This window comes from Rickettsiales bacterium (assembly GCA_029252805.1).
Taxonomy (GTDB): Bacteria; Pseudomonadota; Alphaproteobacteria; order Rickettsiales; family JALZUV01; genus JALZUV01.
In genome coordinates, this window is record JAQXAR010000059.1 from 1 (window position 1) to 22,838 (window position 22,838).

Genomic DNA, 22,838 nt, shown 5'->3' on the forward strand with positions numbered 1-22,838 from the left:
GGAGGCCTTGGTCGCGATTATATGAGGGGCGATGCGGGTACCGATCTATTCATCATCGGAGTCGAGGCAAACCAATATGATGTTATCAATTCATTTGCTCCCGCTACAACGGCAGATAAAGTGGATATTTCAGCCTTTAGTGATATTTATTTTGATGATGCTCTGAGCCAAGTGAGTGCACATGTTTATGTAGACCTTGGTAATGGACAGGAGATACGTTTCTATAACGTAAATATTGCTGACTTTACCATTGATAACTTTATTGGCATGAATCCAGGAAGCGGCGTTTCCACTTCTCCAACGCTAGGGAATGATAGCATTACGGGTACTGCTGCTGCTGATATTATTGATGCCCTAGCGGGAGACGACACTCTAAACGGTGGCGATGGTAATGATTATTTATCTGCCGGACTTGGCAATGATAGTGTGACTGGTGGCGATGGTAATGACACGATTGCTGATGTTGATCTCTATAGTTCAACAATAGAAGTGGGTGGAGATGACTATCTCTATGGAAATAACGGTAATGACTCTCTGGTAAGCACGGGGGGGAATGATCACCTCTTTGGTGGAAGTGGAAATGATGAGTTCATGTTTCTTCCCTATAACGGAAGCCTCGGTGCTGTTGCTGAAGATTTTATTCAGGGCGAAGATATTATCTATATTTTAAGTATCTCAGGCTCAGGCACTCTTATTCTAGAAGTAGATTTCTCCACATTAAATATTTCTGAAAGCGGCGGAGACTCAAATATCTCTTTTGCTAACGGGAGTGCAATCCAAATTGCAGGAGTTACTGGACTTACTGAAGCCGATTTCTACACTATATAGGCTGAGCACACCTCAAAACTAGATAGCATTATTTCTCTAGAAACAGTCATAAAACTGTAACTCTTTGTTGATAAGATGGATATATATTTCTTTTCTAGAACCTGTTGCTGCAAGGGTTGGGGCTTCAACAGATTTCGAAAGACTAGCTATTTACCGCAATAGAAGCGGTGGTGGAGCGGCTGGCAGGAGTTTGAATAACTTCTGCAGGATTACAATCTACAGCCCTGATTAAGCATTCCACGTGTGGATGTGCCGTTTATGGGCGTCGGCAATAGAACGATAGCGCTTCGCAACGATCTCTTGAGCCTCAAGTGTTTCGGTCTCAGAAGAGAATGCTGCATCAAAAACGTTCCCAATCACACTCTTTCCTGTCGCTTCTTCAAAAACGGTGTCGATCGCAGAAAGAGCAAACCCCACCGGACCGCCCAATAAAGCACTACCAACCATACGCACGACCGGCGAAACAGGGTTATCCTGCAAGTCAGAAACAAGAGGAATATGGTTAAGCGGGTTCATCACCTCCAACACATCATCAAAGGTGATCTGTGCAATCTCATGCGTTTGCTTTTGCACAGAGTGCCATCCGCGCGGGCGCACAGAGGAGTTAATCGAAAGTGTTCCTGTATCCATAACAGATAACAAGAAGCAAGGAACGTGCCAGAAGTAGGGAGATTACAGGGCGTAAGCGACTTGGTAAGCACCACCAACAAAAGCGAAAGCGCTAAAGGCCATCATCCAACCGATCGGTTTGACCGTCGTGCGATCACGACGATGCACCGCCTCACACAAAACCGGCATAAAGAAATCAAAGCAAAGCCATAAGCCAATGAGAGAAACAAAACCAAGCACAACGATAAAGTCTGCAAAAGGATTATGCAAACCAAGCAAGATCGTTTTCGTACTGCCATACAGCACAAAATGCATCAACAAGAACATCAAGTTAAGCTGTAGGACCTTATTTAAACGGTTCCGCGTGGTATCTATTTCCCCATACATAGTCCAACCTTAGATTAAACCCGTTAAGATTTCATTAATAAATTGCTCTCAGCCACTACCGAGGCGCTTTTTTCTTGCCTCCTGTCGCTTGACTCTCATAGTGAGCGCATGAAATTATTGATCTCTGTTCTGTTCCTCCTCGCCAACATGCTGTCGCCCTGCTGGGCAGAAGTAAAACCAATCACTCTGCCTAACGGACAAAGCATCTTGACGCTCCCGGCCCAAAGCTTGCCCATGGCCGTTATCCAGATTAGCTTTCAGGATGCAGGCAGCATTAGCGATAGTGACGGCAAAGCTGGACGGGCTTACGTAGCGGCCGCCATGCTTAAAGAGGGTGCCGGCACCTTAAATAGCCCCGCACTGAGCCGTCGCTTGGAAGATAAAGCGATTGAGCTATCGGTTTCGGCCAACCGCGAAGAAACGACACTCACCTTGCAAGCATTAACCAAACATATTCCGGAAGCGCTCGATCTCGCCACTCAGATACTGACTCAGCCGCGCTTTGAGACAAATTCATTTGAGAAAATACGCTCGCAGGCTTTGACCGATTTGAAACAGCGGTCGCAAAGCCCAGGCTGGTTAGCTTCGATTCACTTTGATGCAGAAGCGTTTGGTGAGCATCCCTATGCCTTACCGACAGTGGGGACTGAAAAATCCATTAAGGGCCTGACCGTCGATGACTTACGTCATTGGCATAAACACTTAACCGCACAAAATATGATAGTAAGTGCCGCCGGTGATATTGACGAAGATAGCCTCTCACAAGCCATTACGAAGCTATCCCTCGCATTACCCAAGAAGGCTAAAATCACGAAACTTACGTCCGCGCCGGCCATCCCGCAAAAAATAGAACCAACTCTTATCAAACAGACCGTGCCGCAAACGGTTGCAATGTTTGGCTTAGCCGCTCCAAAGCGCAATGACCCCGATTTCTATGCTGCCTATGTGATGAATCATATTTTAGGCGGTGGAGGCCTGACAAGCCGCCTATCCAACGCAATCCGCCAACAACGAGGGCTCGCTTACTATGCCTCCACCTCCCTCTCACCAGGACGTTACAGCGCGGCTATTTACGGGAGCTTTGCCACACGCAACGAAAGCGCGTTAGAGGCACTCAACGTCGCAAAAGAGGTGTTATCAACTTTTGCCGAAAAAGGGGCGACTCAAGAAGAGGTTCAAAATACCATTGATTACCTCACCGGCTCTTTCCCACTGGCGCTCGACAATTTACGCACGCAAGTCAGCTATCTCACCTCGATACAGCGCTACGGGCTCGGCACCGATTATCTCAAAAAACGCAATGCTTACTTCAAGGCGGTGACGCTTGACGAAGTAAACCGCGCCGCCGCGAAAATCCTTGCCAAGCCGCCGCTAGTAGTGTTGGTAGGCGACCCTAAATAATGACAAATCGTGCGAGCTTCTTATGACTCTTCCTTATCTCCAAGATATCTCTTCTTCCCTTTCTCATACAATAGCCACTGAGGGCGTATCTCAGGCCGATATTGATACGGCTTTGGCGCGCATTCCAAACATCATCGCTAGCTTAAAAGCACGTAATAAAGCTGGTGAGCTTTCGGTCATTTCGGAGCCGTTTAAAACCGACGACCTACCGCTCATCCTGCACAAAGCCCAAAAAATTCGCGAGGATTTCTCGCATTTGGTCGTGATGGGAACAGGCGGTTCAAGCCTCGGCGCACTCACTTTGTGCAGCACGAAACAGCCCCGTTTCGGCACGAGCGGCATGACAACGCATTTTGTCGATAACACCGACCCAGACAGCATGGACCAGCTCTTCAGCCAGTTACCTTTAGCTAACACTTACTTCCTACTGGTTAGTAAATCTGGAAATACGGTCGAAACTATGATGCAAGCGATGCTCGTCATCCAACGCCTTGAGGCGGAGAGCCTTCCCGTTAAGGAACATTGCATGGCGGTTAGTATGCCTATCGATAGCGCATTGCGCAAAATGGCGACAAAATACGAGATGGAAATTTGGGAACATGACCCTGAACTGGGCGGACGTTTCTCCATACTTTCATGGGTTGGCCTGCTCCCCGCAGCGGTCGCCGATCTTGATATCCACGGATTACGCAACGGTGCCAAAGCCGTTATGGAGCAAATTGCTGAATCGCCAGAGACCTCTCCTGCCGCCATTGGCGCCGCGCTGAATTACACACTCAGCCTTAAAGGCAAGAGTATCTCGGTCGCCATGCCTTATGTCGATCGCTTGCAAAACCTTGGTCGCTGGTATCAGCAGCTTTGGGGCGAGTCTGTCGGCAAGCAAGGCAAAGGCACCACCGCCGTTGCGGCTTTGGGTGCGGTCGACCAGCACAGCCAGTTGCAGCTTTATGCTGAAGGGCCCAAAGACAAGCTCATCACCTTCATCACACTCGAAAATGCGGGTAAAGGCGATAAAATCAACCCGGAGCTCGCGGCAAGTATCGGCATGAATTATCTCGGCGGCCTCACCATCGGCGATGTGATCGACGCCCAAGCGAAGGCAACGCAACAAAGCCTTATCAATTCTGGCGTCGCAACACGCCATATTGGATTGAAAGATGATTCCGAATTCTCAATCGGCGCCTTACTCCAGCATTATATGATGGAAACTATCTTCATGGCCGGTCTGATGGAAGTGGATGCTTTTAACCAACCCGGCGTCGAAGAAAGTAAGAATATTACCCGCGAAATTTTATAGGGCTATTGCCTCTTCCCTAATAGCAGCTTAAACTTTTGGGCATGGATGCGATTCTTCAACTTTTAATTTTACTAGCGGCGGCCGTTGGCGTTGTGGCGGTGTTTCGTAAATTACGCCTTAGTTCTGTTTTGGGCTACCTTGTCGCTGGCGCACTGATTGGCCCTTTTGGCTTTAGTATCATTGAAGATGTGGCAGAGATTTCACATATTGCAGAATTAGGCGTCGTTCTGCTCCTGTTCGTTATCGGTACCGAGCTTTCTTTCACCCAGATGCGCGCGATGCGTACTCAAGTCTTCGGCTTTGGTGGGCTGCAAGTGCTGCTTTCAGGCATTATCATCGGTTGGCTTGCCCATCTGACAGGACAATCCGTTGAGGCCTCGATCATTATCGGCTTTGGTCTTGCGCTTTCATCCACCGCTTTGGTTCTGCAAATTGTCGCGGAGAAGCGCAAACAGCAGGCACAATTGGGGCGTTTATCGCTTTCCGTGCTGCTCATGCAGGATCTCGCCGTCGTGCCATTGTTGGTGCTCGTACCGCTATTGGCGGTTACAGACTCCTCCATTACCCAAGCCCTGCAAGAGGCTGGGCTAAAGGCAGTCATCACCTTCGCGCTTGTGTTTATCGGCGGTCGCTTATTATTGCCACCGATCTTCCGCCTGATCGCTTCTTTGGAACAAAGTGAAGTTTTTTCCGCGTTTACCTTACTGGTCGTACTCGGCATCAGCTACGGTTTTCATGCCGCCGGCTTATCCATGGCTTTGGGCGCCTTTGTCGCAGGCTTACTCGTCGCCGAAACCGAATATAAACATCAGGTTGAAGCCGATATTCTGCCCTATAAGGGGATCTTACTAGGCCTCTTCTTCATGGTGGTCGGCATGTCGGTCGATATTGCCTTGCTCATCAAAGAACCGGTAACCATCTTCGGACTCGCCTTTGCTCTCATGCTCGGCAAAGCCGCCGTTATTGTTGCCCTCTGCCGCCTCTTTCACTTCAGCATGGGCGCCTCCATGCATGCCGGCTTACTTCTGTCGCAAGGCGGAGAATTCGCCTTCATTCTCTTCGGACAGGCCCTCACAACCGGATTGTTAAGCGCGGAACTTGCCCAACATCTGATGCTGGTCGTTGCCGTAACCATGGCACTGACCCCGCTGGCTTACGCTCTAGGTGCGCATCTCGCGCAGAAACGCCGCTTGCCGGAAATTCCTGAAGCGACCGATAGCACCGGCGAAACGCTCGATCTTGCTAACCACGTCGTGATCTGTGGCTATGGCCGCGTAGGACAAACGGTCGCCAAACTTCTGGCAGCCGAAGGCATTAACTATATCGCCCTCGATACCGACCCATCTATCGTCAATCTCTGCCGTAAAGACGGAAAATCCGTCTATTTTGGGGATGGCACCCGCCGCGAGGTACTGCACGCCGTCTCCCTTGAAAAAGCCAGCGCAGCTGTGGTGACCATGAATGATTTCCCCAGCGCCCATAAAACGGTGATTGCCATGCATAGTATGGCTCCAGACCTTCCCATTATCGCGCGAGCCGATGATTTGCAAAATCTGCTTAAGTTGGAAGGGGCTGGCGCGAGCCTCGCCGTTTCGGAAATGTACGAGGCTAGCCTGCAATTAGGGGCCGCTGTTTTGGGCCGCATGGATATTGCCGAACATGAAATTAGCCGCATAACTTCGCTTTACCGCGAACGTGATTATGCCCTCACACGGGCCAATGAGATTAAGAGTGTCGAAGATGCAAAGCCCGCAAAGACACAGAAATCCTTGCTTTTTAGGACAATTAACTCCATAAACACCCCTCAAGATAAATGAGTGGAGCGTTCTAAAATGCAAGTTTACTACGATGCCGATACAAATTTCGGCCTTATTAAAGATAAAAATATCGCCATTATTGGTTATGGTAGCCAAGGTCACGCGCATGCGCTGAACCTTAAAGATAGCGGCTGTACGAATGTGAAAGTCGCATTGCGTGAGGGCTCAAGCTCCGCAGTGAAAGCCAAGAATGCTGGTTTTGATGTGACGACTCCTGCGATGGCCGCACAATGGGCTGATATCGTGATGATCCTCGCACCGGACGAGAACCAAGCGGAGATTTTCGCCAACGACATCGCGCCTAATTTGAAAGACGGCGCCGCGCTTGCTTTCGCGCACGGTTTTAACGTTCACTTCGATTATATCAAAGCCCCTGAAAGCTCTGACGTGATCATGATCGCTCCGAAAGGCCCTGGCCACACAGTACGCGGTGAATTCCTCAAAGGCGGCGGCGTGCCTTGCCTGATCGCAATCGCACAAGATGCCACTGGCAATGCAAAAGAGATCGCACTGGCATGGGCAGCAGGCGTGGGCGGCGGCAAAGGCGGCATTATCGAAACTACCTTTAAAGACGAATGCGAAACCGATCTATTTGGCGAGCAAGCCGTGCTTTGCGGTGGCCTAACCCACCTGATCCAAGCCGGCTTTGAGACGCTAACAGAAGCGGGTTACCCACCTGAAATGGCTTACTTTGAGTGCTTGCACGAAACGAAATTGATCGTTGATTTAATGTATGAAGGCGGTATGGCCAACATGCGTTACTCTATCAGTAACACCGCTGAATATGGCGACTATGTAACGGGTCCACGCATTATCACTTCGGAAACCAAAGCCGAAATGAAACGCGTCTTGGAAGATATCCAATCGGGTAAATTCGCTGAGAACTTCATGAAAGATCGCGCCACACAAGGCCCTCATGAGCTTGAACAATATCGCGAGAAACATGCAAAACACCCGATCGAAGCCGTCGGCGAGAAACTCCGCAGCATGATGCCGTGGATCAATAAAAACAAAATGGTCGATAAAGCGCAGAACTAGTTTCTGACTTCCATTTAAACAAAATAAAAGCCCCTGCAGCACGTTGCTCAGGGGCTTTTATTTTGTCAGACTCTTTTGAACCTATATTTAAGAACTATCACCCTTTTGGGAAAGCCGGAAGAGAGAGATTTAAACTAAAATTAAAGTTTCGCAACCGCCGCAGCAATACGTGTACAAGCTTCTTCGAGGGCTTCGTCGCTGGTGGCGTAGGAGATGCGGAAGTGACCGTCCATGCCGAAGGCTTCACCCATGACGACGGCGACTTTGGCTTCATCCAGCAAGTAAGCGCTAAAATCGGTTGCCGTTTTGAGTGTGCCGCCTAGCAAGGCTTTGCAGCTTGGGAACACGTAAAATGCGCCTTCAGGAGTGAGGCAATCGATACCTTCAATGGCGTTCAATTTGCTCACGACGAGATCACGGCGACGCGCGAACGCAGTACGCCACTCCTTAAGGAAGCTTTGGTCGCCATTTAAGGCTTCCACCGCTGCCGCTTGAGAGATGGAGCATGGATTGGACGTGCTTTGCGACTGAATCTTGCTCATGCCTTTAATCAAGGCTGCCGGGCCACCCGCATAACCAATACGCCAACCAGTCATACCATAGGCTTTCGATACGCCATTGACGGTAAGGATACGTGATTTTAACTGCGGGGCGAGCTGCGCGAGCGTGTAGAATTTCGTATCGCCATAAACCAAATGCTCGTAAATATCATCAGACATCACCATGAGGTGCGGGTGGCGTTCAATCACGGCGATAAGCGCGAGCAGCTCGTCCTTAGTATAAACGGCACCGGTTGGATTTGATGGACTGTTAAGAATGAGCCATTTTGATTTGCTCGTAATCGCCGCTTCTAGGCTGTCAGCCGTTAGTTTGAAGCCTTGCTCTGCCGGACAATCCACCATTACGGGCAGGCCTTCTGCAAAACGCGTCATATCCGGGTACGACACCCAGTATGGCGCGGGAATGATCACTTCATCACCTGGGTTTACGCTGGCAAGCAATGCATTAAATAGCACTTGTTTACCGCCACAGCCGACGATGATTTCGTCCGCCGCATAGTCAATGTCATTTTCGCGTTTAAATTTAGCAACAATCGCTTGTTTTAACGCAGGAGTCCCACCCACTGGCGTATAGCGCGTCTGACCCTCGTCCATCGCCTTTTTCGCGGCATTACGGATCGGCTCTGGTGTATCGAAATCAGGCTCACCCGCACCAAGGCCAATCACATCAATGCCTTCAGCCTTCATCTGTGCTGCTTTTGCCGTTACCGCCATGGTCGGCGAAGGTTTCATCGAATTTAAGCGATCAGCAAGGACGAGTTCAGACATGTTATTTACTTTTCAATTTGAGGGTTAATGACAGGCGCTTGCGTAGCAGGGCTTTGCATCTGAGGCAAGCGTGGGCTTGCGGCAGCCGGCAGTTCTTTTGGATAATCAATATCGACCAAAACCATCTGACCTTCCGGCAATTCTAAATCCATCGGGAACGCTTGCACCGCGTAAGGCGGAGGCGGACTTACCGTGCCTCCTTGTACGAGAGGCTTCATCAGCTCTGGCGAGAGTGCAAGGCTATATAAACCCTCCGGCGCCATTTTCAGCACGCCGCGCTCAATCCCGTAAGGCGCTTTCCCTTCACCCAGATAAAAATAAACCGGCGCGCCACCAAGCGAGCTAAAGAGTTTTTTACCTTCACCACTCCAGAGCGTTAAATGCATAATTGCGAGATCACCGCATCGTAGCGGAAACCCGCTCCCACCACGTATCAAGAAGCGGCGCAATGGCATTTCTGCTTGCGGCACCTCGCCGGCAATCTTTTGCAATTCTGCCGTGACATGGGTTACTTGAATGGGCGGCCCTTCTGTTGGGCGAGCGCCCGTCCAAAGCGCTGGCGGAATGCCTATTTTGCGCACTTCGCCTACACGCATGCCTTCCAAGCCGAGCGTTAAACCCTGCGGCGCATCAACGCTACCAAGCCTTAGGGTTTTCGGTTCGCTCACCGTCTGGTCGCTACCAAATCCGCTAATTAAACGATAGGTCACTTCTTGCCCACAACTTGCCGGAGCGCCGGCACCCTCTTGCAGTGCCTGCCATGTTACGCTTGAACGTTCCTGTGGGAAAATACGCGAAAGCGCATTAGCGCGTTGATGGTGCTTTAACCGATCAATACGCGGATCTCCTGCGCGCGGCGTTTCTATGACATCGAGCTGATCGCCCAACTCATTGAGTATGCCTGCATCTCCGCCCCTTTGCATATAAAGATAAAGAGCATAGGCCATAAAGGCGAGAATAAAGAGGTTAAACGCTTTATTCGCAGGGTGCGATTTTTTGCGCTTTTCAATATGCGGCAACTTACCCTTTGGGCGACTGCCGCCTAAGCGAGCATCTTTTGGTTCTTTATCCGTCATCATGGGTCCTTTTAGAAATGTTTCAAACCCTGCACGAGGTAATTATACCCAGTATAAAGCGTTAAGGTAGCGGCAAGCCACAATAGTAGCAGGCCAAAACTATCGCCGCCCAGCCATAAGGGCGTGATCGGCCCAAGCAGCATGAAAAATAACGCACCCATCTGCACGCCGGTTTTCCATTTCGCCAAATTCGTCACAGGTACGACCACTTTTACTTCGGCCAGAAACTCACGTAAGCCGGACACGAGAATCTCACGGCAGAGGATCGCAATAGCCGGCAAAATATGCCAACCCTCAACCACTCGCGCATCAACGAGAAGGATTAAAATAGCCGCGATCAATAGCTTATCGGCAATCGGATCTAGAAAGCGCCCCATAGAAGATTGCACATTCCATTTGCGCGCTAAATAGCCATCGAAGAAATCTGAAATGCTCGCCAACACGAATAAACCCGCCGCAACCACGTTGCCTATACCGTCCGGGATCACGAATACCGCCAGCATAAGCGGGATAATCGCAATCCGCAGAGCCGTCAGATAATTCGGTATATTTTGTTTTAAGATCATGTTCCTAATTTAAACATAAAAGATAAGCTATTGCCATGCCAATCCTATCTGCTAAATCTAGCACCATGATAAAATGGATAATGATAGCAACCACCGCCCTTTTCCTAAATGGCTGTGATGTATTAAAGGGCGGTGTAAATGACACCCCCCTTACCCCTGAAGATGCACGTGAAGAGCGCCGCGGCAAGTTAACGGGCTCCGATGGATGGAATATCCTTGGCGGCGATGGTGGCGCAAGCGAAAGCGGCGCTCGTCTCGGTGTGAACAGCTTCCTATGGCGCGCAACCCTTGATACGCTCGCTTTCATGCCCTTCACCGCAGCGGATCCTTTTGGTGGCACGGTATTAACTGATTGGTACGAAGATCCGAACAGCCCGGGCGAACGTTTTAAAGTTAACGCCCTGATTTTAGATTCCACCTTGCGCGCAGATGCGATTAAATTGACGCTCTTTAAGCAAGCAATCGGCAGCGAGGGCAACTGGCGCGACATTAAAGTTAGCCCTGATTTGGCTCGTAAGCTTGAAAATACCATCCTCACGCGGGCACGCGAATTACGTGTTAACCGCTTGAGGGATGAATCTTAACCCTAAATTATCCTAGAATATTATGATTGATACTCCTGAGCGTTACCCCTTCCGCGCCGCTGAAACCAAGTGGCAAAAACGTTGGGATGAGAAAGAGTGCTTCAAGGCTGAAAGCAATAGCGACAAGCCCACTTACCATGTGATGGAAATGTTCCCATATCCTTCGGGTAATATCCATATGGGACACGTGCGTAACTATACGCTCGGCGATGTTGTTGCGCGCGCGCGTAAAGCTCAGGGCTATAATGTACTGCACCCTATCGGTTGGGATGCGTTTGGTTTGCCGGCAGAAAATGCGGCGATTGAACGTAACGTGCATCCGGGTGACTGGACTAAACAAAATATCGACACCATGCGCGAGCAGCTTAAGGCTATCGGTTTTTCTTATGATTGGAGCCGCGAGCTCGCCACCTGCACGCCCGAATATTACCAGCATGAGCAAAAGTTCTTCCTCGATTTTGTAAAGAACGGCCTCGCTTACCGCAAAGAATCCTACGTCAATTGGGACCCGGTCGATAATACCGTACTCGCCAATGAACAAGTCATCGATGGCCGCGGGTGGCGCTCTAACGCCTTAGTTGAGCGTCGCAAGCTCAATCAGTGGTTCCTTAAGACGACTGAATTTTCTGAAGAACTTCTCAGCGCGCTAGATGAGCTACCCAACTGGCCTGACCGTGTTAAAATCATGCAGGAAAAGTGGATCGGCAAGTCGATCGGCGCCACCCTTAAGTTCGACCTTAGCAGCGGCGAAAAACTGGAAGTCTATACAACCAGACCCGATACACTGTTTGGTATGAGCTTCGCGGCACTTTCTCCGGGCCACCCAATCGCCATAGAGCTCGCTAAAACCAATGCGGAACTGCAAGAATTTATTGATGATTGCAACCGCAGTGGCACCTCTGAAGAGGCCATTGAAACAGCGGAAAAGCGCGGCTTTGATACGGGCCTGACCGCCACTAACCCTTTCACCGGCAAGGCGCACCCGCTCTATATCGCGAACTTCGTGTTGATGGATTACGGTACCGGCGCCATTTTCGCCTGCCCCGCGCATGATCAACGCGATTTCGATTTCGCCAAGAAGTACGATTTACCCATTCTTCCCGTCATTCAAGGTGATGAAAAAGGCGAACTCACTGAAGCCTATACAGGCCCCGGCGCGTTGATAAATTCAGAATTCTTGAACGGCCTAACGAGCGATGAAGCAAAAGCAACAGCGGTTGCAAAACTAGAAGCGCTTGATATCGGCACCAAACAAACCAATTATCGCCTGCGTGATTGGGGTATCTCTCGTCAGCGTTATTGGGGCTGCCCAATCCCGATGATTCACTGCGAAGACTGCGGTATCGTGCCGGTTCCAGAGGATCAGCTCCCCGTAGAACTCCCCGAAGATGTTACGTTCGATAAGCCCGGAAACCCGTTGGACCATCACGCAACCTGGAAGCATGTCGATTGCCCAGAATGTGGCACCGCCGCGCTGCGCGAAACCGATACGTTCGATACGTTCTTTGAATCGAGTTGGTATTTCGCACAATATGCCTCCGAAGACCAGAATCGTCTTTTCACTCCTGAAGAAGCCAATAAATGGCTGCCGGTGGATCAATATATTGGCGGGATCGAACATGCGGTGCTGCATCTGCTCTATGCACGATTCTTCACGAAGGCATTAAAGAAATGCGGCTATCTTAACGTCTCAGAGCCATTTAAGGGCCTAATGACCCAAGGCATGATCTGCCACGAAACCTATCAAGATGCCAATGGCGACTGGCTTTACCCTGACGAAGTGGAAAAAGATGATTCCGGCATATGGGTGAAGATCGAAAGCCAAAAGCCAATCATCCTCGGTCGTATCGAGAAGATGAGTAAATCCAAGCGCAATACGGTCGACCCGCGCGGCATTATTGAAGGCTACGGTGCCGATACCGCCCGCCTCTTCATGCTGTCCGATTCGCCGCCAGAGCGCGATCTGGAATGGACTGAAGCCGGCGTTGAAGGTGCATGGCGCTATCTCAACAAGCTATGGCGGTTGGCTAGCACCCCTGCTGAAGGCAAAGCCTCCGACGGCGAAGTGCTGGAGTTACGCCGCACAACGCATAAGACAATTGAAAGTGTGACAGCCGATATTGACGGCTTCCACTTTAACAAAGCGGTCGCCCGTTTGCGTGAGTTAACCAACGCCATCACCGCGCACCAAGGTGCATCTAATGCACGGTCAGAGGCTATCTGTGCTCTATTACAAATGCTAAACCCGTTCCTACCTCACTTTACAGAAGAATGCTGGGAGTTGCTCGGCAATAAGGAATGGTTGGTGGATACGGCTTGGCCAAAAGCCAACCTCGAATTCCTAGTGGAAGATAAAATCACGCTCGGCATTCAAGTCAATGGCAAGCTGCGCGGCACGATTGACGTCCCAGTCGATCATCCCAAAGACGCAACAGAAGAAGCAGCACTTAAAGTGGATAATGTCGCCAAATTCCTCGAAGGCAAAACCGTGCGTAAAGTGATTGTTGTGCCTAATAAGATTGTGAATGTCGTCGCCGCTTAGATTCTTTACTCTCATCGCCTACAAACGTGTTTCTCAGCACATGCTAACAAATTTTACGTTAAGGTAATCTGATTATGACCCAAAACAAAATCCACATCATCGCCGGCCCCACCGCTAGCGGAAAATCTGCACGAGCCATTGAGTTAGCGACCGCCGCAAATGGCGTGATTTTAAATGCCGATGCCACGCAATGTTACGCAGATTTACAGATTCTTTCTGCGCGGCCAAGCGCGGAAGAACTCGCACAGGCTGATCATCGCCTTTACGGTATTTGGTCCGGCGATAAAGTCGCGAGCGTCGGCGATTGGCTCAGCATGCTTAAACCTGAAATCGAACAATGCTGGACTGAGAATAAATTACCGATCGTCTGCGGCGGCACAGGATTTTACTTAAAAGCGCTGATGGAAGGCCTCTCACCGATCCCCGATATTGCGCCTGAAATTCGCGCAGAAATCACCCGAGAAACAGAGTCAGACGGTAACTCTAGCATTTATGAGAAACTCTCTAGAGTTGATCCGAAGGTCGTAAAGAACATCCCGCCGGCCAATACTCAGCGCATGATTCGTGCCTATGAAGTCTATCTGGGAACAGGCAAACCAATGAGCGAATGGCAAGCCATGCCAAAAGAACCGCCCTTCCCACAAGCGACCTTCGAATTAGACATTATCGAACTGCCCCGCAAAGAGCTTTATGAACGCTGCGATACTCGATTTGAGAGCATGCTAGCCGCCGGAGCCTTGGATGAGGTGAAGGGCCTACTTGCCAAGAAATATGCGCCGGATGTGCCCGTGATGAAAGCGGTTGGAGTGGCGGAGTTAGCCTCTCACCTTGCCGGAGAGCTCTCCATCGAAGAAGCGGGCGCCCTGTCTAAACAGAACACCCGCCACTATGCAAAACGCCAATTAACTTGGCTTCGCAATCAGTTCTAGTTCTTTACTTCGAACGTGATTTTTACGTTCACGCGAAATTTAGTCACTTCGTTATCTTCAACAACGGTGCTAAATTCTTGTACGTAAGCAGAACGAATGTGCTTGATGGTTTTGCCAGCATGTTTAACGCCTTTTTTCGTCGCGTCTTCCCATGATTTTTCTGACTCAGATAGTAATTCGATAACTTTAAGCATGATATATTCTCCTATTTACTTGGAGCGCACTTATAGGTGCTTAAGTATTTCGCTGTAAAGAGAAACCTCTGTTGAATTGGGCTGCGCGCCCCTATCCATTGCCGTGACAAGCGCTGGAATCTGCGGGATTTGCGCTAGTAACGGCACGTCTATTGCTTCCGCCAGCTTTGCTCCCCCCCCCTCGCCAAATAGGGCGTGGTGGTTACCTTGCGCATCTTCAAACCAGCTCATATTCTCGACCACGCCTAGGATGGGAATATTCACCTTCTGGAACATATCAGCTGCTTTGCGCGCATCGGCCACTGCGACATCCTGCGGCGTCGTGACGATAACCACACCATCCATCGGCACTTGCTGCGCCATCGAAAGCTGCACATCACCGGTTCCTGGCGGGAAATCGACAAGTAACTTCGTCTGCTCACCTTGCGCCGTCCACCGCGTGCCGCGCGCTAATTTAGCCAGCGCCTTAGTGACCATTGGCCCGCGCCATACAGCAGCAGTCTCTTCTGGCAACAAAAAGCCCATGGAGTTGCAGCCAATGCCGTAATTGGCTGGCGGAATCATCAGACCCTCTTCTAGCTCAGGCTGACCGGCAAGGTTCAACATTCGCGGAACGGAAGGGCCGTAAATATCAGCATCTAGAATGCTAATCGACTGACCTTGTGCGGCTAAAGCATGCGCAAGCATGACGGTGGTTGTTGATTTTCCAACACCGCCTTTGCCTGAAGCAATGGCAATAACACGCTCGACTCCATTGAGCGGGAGATGATTTATCTGCGGGGGCTTCAGTGCCATTTTATTCTCCTGATCTTAAAGGTAGGTGAACAAGGACGTAAATAAAGCGACCAATCGTCGAGATATCCTTGAACCAGTGAGTTGAATGCCTATATATGGAGCATCACAACAAAAACACAAGCAGGGTAAATATGGCGAATGATTCAGGCCCATGGGGTCGTCCAAAACCAGGAAGTTCAGGCGGCGGCGGTAAACGTCCCCCTCCTCCAGGCAACGATTTTGATGATATGTTCCGTAAAGGACAGGATCAATTCAAACATATGTTCAATAAAGGCGGTGACGAACCTGATCAGAAAAAAGGGATAATCCTTGCGGTTGTCGCAATTTTCGTATTGTGGCTTGCTTCAGGCATCTACCGTGTCGGTGCTGATGAACAGGGCGTTGTGCTTCGCTTCGGTCAATATACGAACTCGACGGGTCCAGGCTTACATTACCACCTACCTGCCCCGTTTGAGACGGTTTACACACCTTCGGTTACCAGTATCAACAAGGTAGAAATTCGTGGCGACCAATTTAGCCGTAACGAAGATAACCGCATGCTCGCCGGTGATTTGAACCTCGTAGACATTAACTTTGATGTTCAGTGGAAAATTGATCCAAACCGGACGGCAGATTTCTTGTTTAACATCCGTCAACCGGTGGAAACGATCCGTCCTGTTGCAGAATCTGTGATGCGCGAAGTGATCGGTCAAATGCCTTTAGCCTATATTATTGACAAAGGTCAGGCAGAAATTGCGGAACGCAGCACGAAAAGTATCCAAGACGTTCTCAACCAATATAAGGCCGGTATCACGATTGTCGGCGTTAACTTGCGTAAGCCTGATGTGCCCGATGAAGTCATTGACTCCTATCAGGACGTCAAAAAGGCAGAGCAAGATTTAGAGACCGAAGTCAGTAAAGCGAACCGTTATAAAAACCAGATCATTCCGGTGGCCAAAGGTAAGGCGGCTCAAATGGAGCAGCGTGCTTTAGCTTATAAAGCGGAAACGGTGGCTGAGGCTAAAGGTCAGGCTTCACGCTTCTTATCGGTTTATAACGAGTATAAAGTGGCAAAAGATGTCACGCGAAAGCGTATGTATTTGGAGTCTATGGAGAAAATCATGGCGGACATGCCAAAAGTGATTATCGACAAAAAAGCCTCTGGCGGGGTGCTGCCTTATTTGCCGCTGCCAGAAGTGCAAAATAACCGTTTGAAGAAAGCTGGTAATTAAGATGAAAAAAACTCCTTTCCTCATTGGTATTTTGGCTGTTGGCGCATTTGCGTTGATGCAGGCCGCGTTTATTGTGCATCAAACCGAGCAAGTGCTGGTGCTACAATTTGGTAAACCGATCCGTAGCATACAAGAGCCTGGGCTTTATTTTAAAACACCGTTCATTCAGGATCTTACGCGTTACGACAAACGGATCTTGGAATTTAACGCCAAACCCGAAGAGATCAACATGGTCGATGAAAAGCGCGGCATTCAAGAGCGTGTCGTCGTCGATGCATTCGTGAAATACGTGATTGTTGACCCGCTCCTTTTCTATCAATCGGTGCGTAATGAACGGAACTTGAACGAGCAACTTCGCTCTATCGTTTTCTCTTCTGTGCGTGAAGTCTTGGGTAAAAAGGGTCTGCGCGATCTACTTTCGGATCAACGGGTGCAAATTATGCTCGATATCCGTAAGGAAGTGAACCGTCGTCTCCTTCGCTCCGCGCGTGAAACCGTAGAGAGTCTTGCAGCAGCAGCGGTCGATGGCTTCGTAAAAGAAGAAGTGGCGCGTCGTGGCTTCGGTATTGATGTGGTTGATGTTCGTATCAACCGTGCCGATTTACCGGAAGAAATCTCGCTCTCTACCTTTAACCGTATGCGGGCAAATTTTGCTGAAGAAGCACAGAAATTCCGCTCGCAAGGTCAAGAAGAGTCGTTGAAGGTTAAATCAACAGCGGAACGTGAGCAGGCTGAGATCATGGCCGATGCGAACCAGAAAGCTCAAACCATCCGTGGTGAAGGCGAAGGAATAGCAACGAAGATCTATGCGGAAGCATTTGAACAAGATGCTAGCTTCTTCGAGTTTTACCGTGCGCTACAAGCTTACGAAACTTCTATCGATAGCGATGATACGACGATGATTCTCTCTCCCGATAGCGACTTTCTTAAGTATTTGGGGAACTAATTGATGATGCGTCTTTTTAGCTCAATTTTTGCTGGTTTATTCATGTTAACCGCCCCCGCCTTTGCGCGGGGCGCGCCGGAAAGCTTTGCCCCTTTAGTGGAAAAGCTTACTCCAGCCGTTGTTAACATCTCAACCACGCAGAAGGTGAAGCAAAAGAAAGGCGAAATGGCCGGCATGCCGTTCATGTTCCAGCTCCCGGATGATCCACAATTTGATCCGTTCCGACAGTTTTTCGACCAGCTCGAAAAACAACAAGGCGGTCGCGGTGGCATGGCCAAACCCAAAGAGCGCGAGGTCACGTCACTCGGTTCCGGCTTTATCATCGATGCAGCAGGCTATGTCGTGACCAACAACCACGTGATTGCGGAAGCGGATGAAGTGAGTGTTATCCTGCAAGATGACACATCGCTAAAAGCCAAAGTTGTAGGTCGCGATCCTAAAACTGACCTCGCCTTGCTCAAAGTAGAGAGCAAAGAGCCACTGCCTTTCGTACGTTTCGGAGGCTCTGATAGCGTTCGTGTGGGTGACTGGATTATGGCAATCGGCAACCCGTTTGGCCTTGGCGGAACGGTCACTGCGGGGATTATCTCTGCGCGCTCTCGTTCTATTAATGCCGGCCCGTTTGATGATTTCCTACAAACCGATGCTGCGATCAATCGCGGCAACTCCGGCGGCCCTATGTTCAATATGGACGGCGAAGTGATTGGTATCAACACGGCTATCTTCTCGCCTTCAGGCGGTAATGTCGGAATCGGTTTTGCCGTTCCTTCTGCATTAGCAAAGCCCGTGCTCGATCAATTACGCGAACATGGCCGGACCTATCGCGGCTGGTTGGGCGTCAAAATTCAAGAAGTCACCGATGAAATGGCCAGCGCCGTTGGGTTAACGGATGCCGCCGGCGCGCTCGTATTGGAAATCACCAAGGATTCTCCCGCCGCTAAAACAGACCTCAAACCCGGTGATATTATTCTCAGCTTTGATGGCAAGCCCGTCACCGGAATGCGCAAATTACCGCGTATTGTGGCAGAAACGAAAGTCAGCAAAGAAGTCGCAATCGCGTATTACCGCGATGGAAAGAAGCGCTCAACCAGCGTTATCCTTGGCGAGCTAGACGAAACGAGTGAATTGGCCGACGGTAAAGACGCTAAGCCAAAGGCCGATATGCCCGCAGGCGTAAAAACGAAAAAACTCGTAGGTCTGGAGCTTGCCACGATCGATGGCGTGATGCGCAAGAAATACCGCTTACCCGAAGCATTAAGCGGCGTGCTGATTGTTGATATCAAAAACGATTCGGCGGCCGCGAAGCAAAACCTGCGCATCGCCGACATTATTGTTCGTATTAACGATCAAGAGATCAAAGTGATCGCAGATGTTGAGAATGCTCTAAGCTCTGCACGCAAAGCCGGTCGCGATTATGCACTCACCCGCCTTATCCGCGATAAAAACGAGCTCTTCACGACCATTCCAACCGGGAAGTAATGAGCCCCGGGTAAGCGGCTTAGGCTAGAGCAGCGTATCAGCGAGTACTCTAAGGCGCTTAATATGATTCGTGATAATGCCCAGAGGCAGGCCACATTTTGAAACTCTCTCAATCACTCCCATAATTGTGGCGTCCATCGCTTCATTCGCATTCTCTTGTAAGCACCACGTATTAACAGCGAGCTTCTTACCTATCGGCGAACGGTAGCACTTATCTTGACTCAGCGCCGTCAAAAGATCGCGCGCGTCATCTGGCCTTACCAAATGTGTCATTTCTGGATGCACGGCGCAGAGCTCTAATTGCGCATGCAATTGCCTCACTCGGTCAGATGCAAACGCGTCATAACAGGATACATCCCCGTTATCTGCCTCATGCAGAAACGTCTTTTGTCCGTATCCTTGATCTTCCACCGCCGTAAAAAGCATGCCGCGCGCAATGTTCGGCATAACCTCTTTCGTCTCTTTTAAGTACGTCTGCACAAAGGAAGACAATAAAATATGCTCCGGCTGTAACTCGCTCGCCTCTATCGCTTTGTGCACTGCCTCGGCCAAATGGGGAGATTTCCTGCGCGGGGCATCAGTTCCCCGCACACCTTTCAGTTCGATATTGAGCATAATGGCAGGTCGATCCCGTGACTTTGAGGCACGATTACGCTTTGCCAGCATTTCCATCACTTGCATTAACGTGGGGATCGTCGCATCGCGAGATTCTCTGCGACCAACACGCATTCCCTGCAGCTCTTGACTGGTATATTGCCCGACAAAATATTTATCCTCGGGCAGCTCCTGCTTAAACACATGCTCGCGCAGATCGTTACCGTGAATCACCATCGGAATGGCATCTTTGGAGAGCACGACATCTATTTCGATAAAATCGGCGCCCGCTTTAATCGCGGCTTCAATTGAGGCAAGCGTATTCTCAGGGTACTTCTGCACGTAGTCATTCGCGTTCAAATCGGGATGGTCCGTTTGGCCGTTTCCGCGATGCCCGCCAATGCTCAACTTATACTTTCGTTTTGGGTTATTCTTTGTCATTCGGCCCCTCAACGCATGAGACTATCAGCAAAAGCCTACCATAAAGTTAAACGAATCATCATTGGCATAAGAATTATTCCTGCGTTATAGCATTAGGCCATGCGCATTTTATTTTTACTCCTTTTTCTATTGCCGCTTTCAACGCAAGCCGCGAGCTGGAATCATGCACTCGTGCTGTTTGGCAGTCCGAAATATTCAGCGGATTTCACGCATTTTGACTATGCCCACCCCAACGCGCCTAAAGGCGGCACGGCGAAGATGGCGAGCTCCTCTAGTTTCGATAGTGTGAATGCCTTTATCCTCAAAGGCGTCAAAGCGCCTGGATTAAACCTGATTTATGACTCACTCATGACAGGTGCGCTGGATGAGCCGCAAACCTATTACCCCTTGCTCGCCAAACGCTTCAAGCTGGCAGATGATAAAAGTTGGATTGAGTTTGAGCTCAATTCTAAAGCAACGTGGCAGGACGGAAGACCGGTCACACCCGAAGATGTGATCTGGACGCTAGAGACCCTTAAGACAAAGGCTGACCCTGTTTATCGCATCACCTATCAGCCACTGGAGAAAGCCGATAAAACCGGCCCTAATCGCGTGAGAATCACCTTCACCGATGACACAAATCGCGAAGCGCCCATCCTCGCCGCGACCCTGCCGATCCTACCAAAACACTATTATGAAACGGTCGAGTTTGAGAGAACCACCCTCACTCCCCCCGTTGCAAGCGGCCCCTACCGCATATCTCAGGTCGATGTCGGGCGCAGCATCACCTATCAACGCAACCCTGATTACTGGGGTAAAAACCTCCCCGTAAATCGCGGTCATTATAATATGGATACGCTGCGTTACGATGTGTATCGCGATTCGACCATACAGCTGGAAGCGCTCAAAGCCGGCGAGTTCGACATTCACCGTGAATACATCTCACGCAATTGGGCCACAGCTTATGATTCTCCAGCCGTCAAAAACGGGCGTCTGATTAAAATCGCACTGCCCGATGCCACGCCGCAAGGTATGCAGGCATTTTTCTTCAATCTACGCCAACCGGACTTATCCGATCGTGCCGTGCGCGAAGCCATTGCACTCACCATGGATTTTGAATGGACCAATAAAGCACTCTTTTACGGTGCTTATTTGCGCAACGCGAGCTTCTTCGGAAAAACGCAATTTGCGGCTACTGGCCTGCCCTCAAAAGCTGAACTTATACTGCTAGAGCCATTTAGAGACTCATTGCCTGCTGAACTTTTTACACAAGAACATAAGGTGCCCGCCTCCGATGGCAGCGGCCAGAATCGCGACAATTTACTCAAAGCGCAGGCAATTTTGAAGGCGGCTGGCTATGAGCTAAAAGAAGGCAAGCGCATCAACCCTGTGACCGGAAAACCTCTAAGTATCGAGTTCATGCTAAACCAGCCGACCATGCAGCGTGTGATTATGCCTATGCTGCGCGGGCTTAAGAAACTCGGCATTGAGGGGCGCATTCGCTTAGTTGATGATGCACAATATCAGCGCCGAGTCGAAACCCGTGACTTCGATATCGTCAGCAACTGGATCAATCTGGGCGTCGTCTTCCCCGGCATTGAGCAGGTCAATTACTGGCATTCGAGCCAAGCCAAGGTGGAAGGCAGTAATAACATGACCGGCATGAGCCACCCTGCTGTGGATGCAATGCTGACGCGCATTAGCCAAGCCCGAACTTTGGAAGATTTAGAACCTGCCGCACGCGCCTTAGACCGTATTCTACTGCATGAGCAGGTTATTATTGCGCATTGGTATAGCGGTAGCTTCCGCATGGCTTTTTGGAATAAATTTGGCCGCCCGAAAACTCCGCCGCAATATGGGCTCGGCTTCGATACTTGGTGGATTAAACCTGAAAACTAGGCTAGAAGACCCTCATGGACGCAAATCTCTATCTCACGCTTAAAGCGCTGCACATCATTAGTTTCACTGCATGGATGGCCGGGTTATTTTACCTGCCGCGTCTTTATGTTTACCATGCGGAGGCGAAGGTCGGTTCAGAACTCTCTGAAACACTGAAGGTGATGGAAAATAAGCTCCTACGTTACATCATGAACCCTGCGATGATTCTTACCTTCGGCCTCGGTATCTGGCTTGTGGTGATCACCGGCTATGGCGGCCCGGGTACCGGCGCGTGGATTCACGCAAAATTAGCGCTCGTGCTTGGCCTTGCCGGCTTTCACGGTGCCTGTTCTGTTTGGCGCAAAAAATTCGCCGCCGATACCAACACAAAAAGCCATAAGTTCTTCCGACTCGCCAATGAAGTACCAACCGTGCTGCTGATTCTGATTGTCTTTCTGGCGGTGCTGAAACCGTTTTAATCTTTATGGAAAGGTGATCTCCTTCTCACCAGATTTTCCGTTTGCAATTTGCTCTCCGATTGCTTCTCTCCAGCCAGACGGGGAGAAATTTCTTTTATTAAGAACAGCGTTTTTCTCTTCAATTCCTAAGCGACTTTGGTGCGTTGCTACCTTATCAGGCTCTGAAGTGGCAAACATGATCGGGGTTGTTACCCCCCCCTACGCAAACTGAATTGAGCGTTAACGCCCGTTCTTTCCGTACCCTCCTGTAAGTTATAGTCACTGACAATAAGATCGTACTTTCCATTGCCTTTTTGTATCGCCTCATCGTAATTCTCTGCAAATTCAATGTCAAAATTGCGTTCAAAAGCAAATCCCATATTTATTCTCATATTCTTGTCATCTTCGATCCAAAGAATTTTAGGTTTCTTTTCTTCCATTTCAAATACTCCTTTACTATC

Annotated in this window: 23 protein-coding genes; 13 read left to right on the plus strand and 10 right to left on the minus strand. The window is 49.9% G+C overall.

Features of this window, described 5'->3' with window-relative positions:
* Positions 1 to 828: calcium-binding protein (locus P8P30_10670; protein ID MDG1288003.1), on the plus strand; the 828-nt coding region annotated here is incomplete at its 5' end.
* A gap of 228 nt (positions 829 to 1,056) precedes the next feature.
* Here P8P30_10670 and P8P30_10675 read toward each other — a convergent pair.
* Positions 1,057 to 1,458 carry a hypothetical protein gene (locus tag P8P30_10675; protein ID MDG1288004.1) on the minus strand — a complete coding sequence of 134 codons (402 nt, stop codon included), beginning with the start codon at positions 1,456 to 1,458 and terminating at the stop codon, positions 1,057 to 1,059.
* Between the two features lie 42 nt (positions 1,459 to 1,500).
* Positions 1,501 to 1,764 (minus strand): hypothetical protein, encoded by a 264-nt coding sequence (locus P8P30_10680; protein MDG1288005.1) that lies wholly within the window; start codon positions 1,762 to 1,764, stop codon positions 1,501 to 1,503.
* Positions 1,765 to 1,932: 168 nt separating this feature from the next.
* On the opposite strand from P8P30_10680, the gene P8P30_10685 reads away from it, so the two are divergent.
* Genes P8P30_10685 through ilvC form a run of 4 tightly spaced genes read left to right on the plus strand, consistent with a single transcriptional unit; the run spans position 1,933 to position 7,377 of the window.
* A complete protein-coding gene (locus P8P30_10685; GenBank protein MDG1288006.1) occupies positions 1,933 to 3,225 on the plus strand; it encodes a pitrilysin family protein in 1,293 nt (430 codons plus the stop codon).
* A 22-nt stretch (positions 3,226 to 3,247) separates the two neighbouring features.
* The gene (locus tag P8P30_10690; GenBank protein ID MDG1288007.1) at positions 3,248 to 4,522 is read left to right on the plus strand and encodes a hypothetical protein; all 1,275 of its coding nucleotides are present in this window, start codon (positions 3,248 to 3,250) and stop codon (positions 4,520 to 4,522) included.
* Between the two features lie 41 nt (positions 4,523 to 4,563).
* The gene (locus P8P30_10695; protein MDG1288008.1) at positions 4,564 to 6,339 is read left to right on the plus strand and encodes a monovalent cation:proton antiporter-2 (CPA2) family protein; all 1,776 of its coding nucleotides are present in this window, start codon (positions 4,564 to 4,566) and stop codon (positions 6,337 to 6,339) included.
* A 15-nt stretch (positions 6,340 to 6,354) separates the two neighbouring features.
* Positions 6,355 to 7,377, plus strand: a complete 1,023-nt coding sequence (gene ilvC / locus P8P30_10700; GenBank protein MDG1288009.1) for a ketol-acid reductoisomerase — start codon at positions 6,355 to 6,357, stop codon at positions 7,375 to 7,377.
* 140 nt (positions 7,378 to 7,517) lie between these two features.
* Here the strand turns inward: ilvC and P8P30_10705 are convergent, their stop codons facing one another.
* From P8P30_10705 to pgsA, 3 genes are read right to left on the minus strand one after another with little or no spacing between them, the layout of a single operon-like run.
* The gene (locus tag P8P30_10705) at positions 7,518 to 8,705 is read right to left on the minus strand and encodes a pyridoxal phosphate-dependent aminotransferase (GenBank protein ID MDG1288010.1); all 1,188 of its coding nucleotides are present in this window, start codon (positions 8,703 to 8,705) and stop codon (positions 7,518 to 7,520) included.
* A 5-nt stretch (positions 8,706 to 8,710) separates the two neighbouring features.
* Positions 8,711 to 9,784 carry an FKBP-type peptidyl-prolyl cis-trans isomerase gene (locus P8P30_10710; GenBank protein ID MDG1288011.1) on the minus strand — a complete coding sequence of 358 codons (1,074 nt, stop codon included), beginning with the start codon at positions 9,782 to 9,784 and terminating at the stop codon, positions 8,711 to 8,713.
* 8 nt (positions 9,785 to 9,792) lie between these two features.
* Complete coding sequence (gene pgsA, locus P8P30_10715) at positions 9,793 to 10,347, minus strand: CDP-diacylglycerol--glycerol-3-phosphate 3-phosphatidyltransferase (protein MDG1288012.1); 555 nt, start codon at positions 10,345 to 10,347, stop codon at positions 9,793 to 9,795.
* Positions 10,348 to 10,412: 65 nt separating this feature from the next.
* Here pgsA and P8P30_10720 point away from each other — a divergent pair, with 65 nt between their 5' ends.
* The 3 genes from P8P30_10720 (at position 10,413) to miaA (ending at position 14,402) form a co-directional block, all read left to right on the plus strand.
* Positions 10,413 to 10,931: a DUF3576 domain-containing protein gene (locus P8P30_10720; protein ID MDG1288013.1), complete on the plus strand. Its 519-nt coding sequence runs from the start codon at positions 10,413 to 10,415 to the stop codon at positions 10,929 to 10,931.
* A gap of 22 nt (positions 10,932 to 10,953) precedes the next feature.
* Positions 10,954 to 13,473 (plus strand): leucine--tRNA ligase, encoded by a 2,520-nt coding sequence (gene leuS / locus P8P30_10725; protein ID MDG1288014.1) that lies wholly within the window; start codon positions 10,954 to 10,956, stop codon positions 13,471 to 13,473.
* Positions 13,474 to 13,547: 74 nt separating this feature from the next.
* Complete coding sequence (gene miaA, locus P8P30_10730; GenBank protein ID MDG1288015.1) at positions 13,548 to 14,402, plus strand: tRNA (adenosine(37)-N6)-dimethylallyltransferase MiaA; 855 nt, start codon at positions 13,548 to 13,550, stop codon at positions 14,400 to 14,402.
* On the opposite strand, the gene P8P30_10735 is transcribed toward miaA, so the two are convergent.
* Positions 14,399 to 14,596, minus strand: coding sequence for a dodecin family protein (locus tag P8P30_10735; protein ID MDG1288016.1), 198 nt, complete (start codon positions 14,594 to 14,596; stop codon positions 14,399 to 14,401). The genes miaA and P8P30_10735 overlap by 4 nt on opposite strands.
* A 30-nt stretch (positions 14,597 to 14,626) precedes the next feature.
* Positions 14,627 to 15,391, minus strand: coding sequence for an Mrp/NBP35 family ATP-binding protein (locus P8P30_10740; protein MDG1288017.1), 765 nt, complete (start codon positions 15,389 to 15,391; stop codon positions 14,627 to 14,629).
* 131 nt (positions 15,392 to 15,522) lie between these two features.
* Between P8P30_10740 and hflK the strand changes: the two genes are divergently transcribed.
* The 3 genes from hflK to P8P30_10755 are packed head-to-tail and all read left to right on the plus strand — an operon-like array spanning position 15,523 to position 19,027.
* Positions 15,523 to 16,602, plus strand: a complete 1,080-nt coding sequence (hflK, locus tag P8P30_10745) for an FtsH protease activity modulator HflK (GenBank protein ID MDG1288018.1) — start codon at positions 15,523 to 15,525, stop codon at positions 16,600 to 16,602.
* Position 16,603: 1 nt separating this feature from the next.
* The gene (gene hflC, locus P8P30_10750; GenBank protein ID MDG1288019.1) at positions 16,604 to 17,548 is read left to right on the plus strand and encodes a protease modulator HflC; all 945 of its coding nucleotides are present in this window, start codon (positions 16,604 to 16,606) and stop codon (positions 17,546 to 17,548) included.
* 3 nt (positions 17,549 to 17,551) lie between these two features.
* A complete protein-coding gene (locus P8P30_10755) occupies positions 17,552 to 19,027 on the plus strand; it encodes a DegQ family serine endoprotease (GenBank protein ID MDG1288020.1) in 1,476 nt (491 codons plus the stop codon).
* A 24-nt stretch (positions 19,028 to 19,051) separates the two neighbouring features.
* Here P8P30_10755 and P8P30_10760 read toward each other — a convergent pair whose 3' ends face one another.
* Positions 19,052 to 20,062 carry a glycerophosphodiester phosphodiesterase gene (locus P8P30_10760; protein MDG1288021.1) on the minus strand — a complete coding sequence of 337 codons (1,011 nt, stop codon included), beginning with the start codon at positions 20,060 to 20,062 and terminating at the stop codon, positions 19,052 to 19,054.
* A gap of 99 nt (positions 20,063 to 20,161) precedes the next feature.
* Between P8P30_10760 and P8P30_10765 the strand changes: the two genes are divergently transcribed.
* On the plus strand, positions 20,162 to 21,940 hold the full coding sequence (locus tag P8P30_10765) for an extracellular solute-binding protein (protein MDG1288022.1): 1,779 nt from the start codon (positions 20,162 to 20,164) through the stop codon (positions 21,938 to 21,940).
* Positions 21,941 to 21,954: 14 nt separating this feature from the next.
* Entirely contained in the window at positions 21,955 to 22,398 is a 444-nt protein-coding gene (gene hemJ / locus P8P30_10770; GenBank protein ID MDG1288023.1) for a protoporphyrinogen oxidase HemJ, read from the plus strand.
* Between the two features lie 3 nt (positions 22,399 to 22,401).
* Here the strand turns inward: hemJ and P8P30_10775 are convergent, their stop codons facing one another.
* Complete coding sequence (locus P8P30_10775) at positions 22,402 to 22,575, minus strand: hypothetical protein (protein MDG1288024.1); 174 nt, start codon at positions 22,573 to 22,575, stop codon at positions 22,402 to 22,404.
* An 11-nt stretch (positions 22,576 to 22,586) separates the two neighbouring features.
* Positions 22,587 to 22,817, minus strand: coding sequence for a hypothetical protein (locus tag P8P30_10780; GenBank protein ID MDG1288025.1), 231 nt, complete (start codon positions 22,815 to 22,817; stop codon positions 22,587 to 22,589).
* Positions 22,818 to 22,838: the final 21 nt, after the last annotated feature.

Coding starts and splice junctions, on each gene's coding strand:
- P8P30_10675 (MDG1288004.1), bottom strand. CDS start 1,458: ATGGATACAGGAACACTTTCGATTAACTCCTCTGTGCGCCCGCGCGGA.
- P8P30_10680 (MDG1288005.1), bottom strand. CDS start 1,764: ATGTTCTTGTTGATGCATTTTGTGCTGTATGGCAGTACGAAAACGATC.
- P8P30_10685 (MDG1288006.1), top strand. CDS start 1,933: ATGAAATTATTGATCTCTGTTCTGTTCCTCCTCGCCAACATGCTGTCG.
- P8P30_10690 (MDG1288007.1), top strand. CDS start 3,248: ATGACTCTTCCTTATCTCCAAGATATCTCTTCTTCCCTTTCTCATACA.
- P8P30_10695 (MDG1288008.1), top strand. CDS start 4,564: ATGGATGCGATTCTTCAACTTTTAATTTTACTAGCGGCGGCCGTTGGC.
- ilvC (MDG1288009.1), top strand. CDS start 6,355: ATGCAAGTTTACTACGATGCCGATACAAATTTCGGCCTTATTAAAGAT.
- P8P30_10705 (MDG1288010.1), bottom strand. CDS start 8,705: ATGTCTGAACTCGTCCTTGCTGATCGCTTAAATTCGATGAAACCTTCG.
- P8P30_10710 (MDG1288011.1), bottom strand. CDS start 9,784: ATGATGACGGATAAAGAACCAAAAGATGCTCGCTTAGGCGGCAGTCGC.
- pgsA (MDG1288012.1), bottom strand. CDS start 10,347: ATGATCTTAAAACAAAATATACCGAATTATCTGACGGCTCTGCGGATT.
- P8P30_10720 (MDG1288013.1), top strand. CDS start 10,413: ATGATAAAATGGATAATGATAGCAACCACCGCCCTTTTCCTAAATGGC.
- leuS (MDG1288014.1), top strand. CDS start 10,954: ATGATTGATACTCCTGAGCGTTACCCCTTCCGCGCCGCTGAAACCAAG.
- miaA (MDG1288015.1), top strand. CDS start 13,548: ATGACCCAAAACAAAATCCACATCATCGCCGGCCCCACCGCTAGCGGA.
- P8P30_10735 (MDG1288016.1), bottom strand. CDS start 14,596: ATGCTTAAAGTTATCGAATTACTATCTGAGTCAGAAAAATCATGGGAA.
- P8P30_10740 (MDG1288017.1), bottom strand. CDS start 15,391: ATGGCACTGAAGCCCCCGCAGATAAATCATCTCCCGCTCAATGGAGTC.
- hflK (MDG1288018.1), top strand. CDS start 15,523: ATGGCGAATGATTCAGGCCCATGGGGTCGTCCAAAACCAGGAAGTTCA.
- hflC (MDG1288019.1), top strand. CDS start 16,604: ATGAAAAAAACTCCTTTCCTCATTGGTATTTTGGCTGTTGGCGCATTT.
- P8P30_10755 (MDG1288020.1), top strand. CDS start 17,552: ATGATGCGTCTTTTTAGCTCAATTTTTGCTGGTTTATTCATGTTAACC.
- P8P30_10760 (MDG1288021.1), bottom strand. CDS start 20,062: ATGACAAAGAATAACCCAAAACGAAAGTATAAGTTGAGCATTGGCGGG.
- P8P30_10765 (MDG1288022.1), top strand. CDS start 20,162: ATGCGCATTTTATTTTTACTCCTTTTTCTATTGCCGCTTTCAACGCAA.
- hemJ (MDG1288023.1), top strand. CDS start 21,955: ATGGACGCAAATCTCTATCTCACGCTTAAAGCGCTGCACATCATTAGT.
- P8P30_10775 (MDG1288024.1), bottom strand. CDS start 22,575: ATGTTTGCCACTTCAGAGCCTGATAAGGTAGCAACGCACCAAAGTCGC.
- P8P30_10780 (MDG1288025.1), bottom strand. CDS start 22,817: ATGGAAGAAAAGAAACCTAAAATTCTTTGGATCGAAGATGACAAGAAT.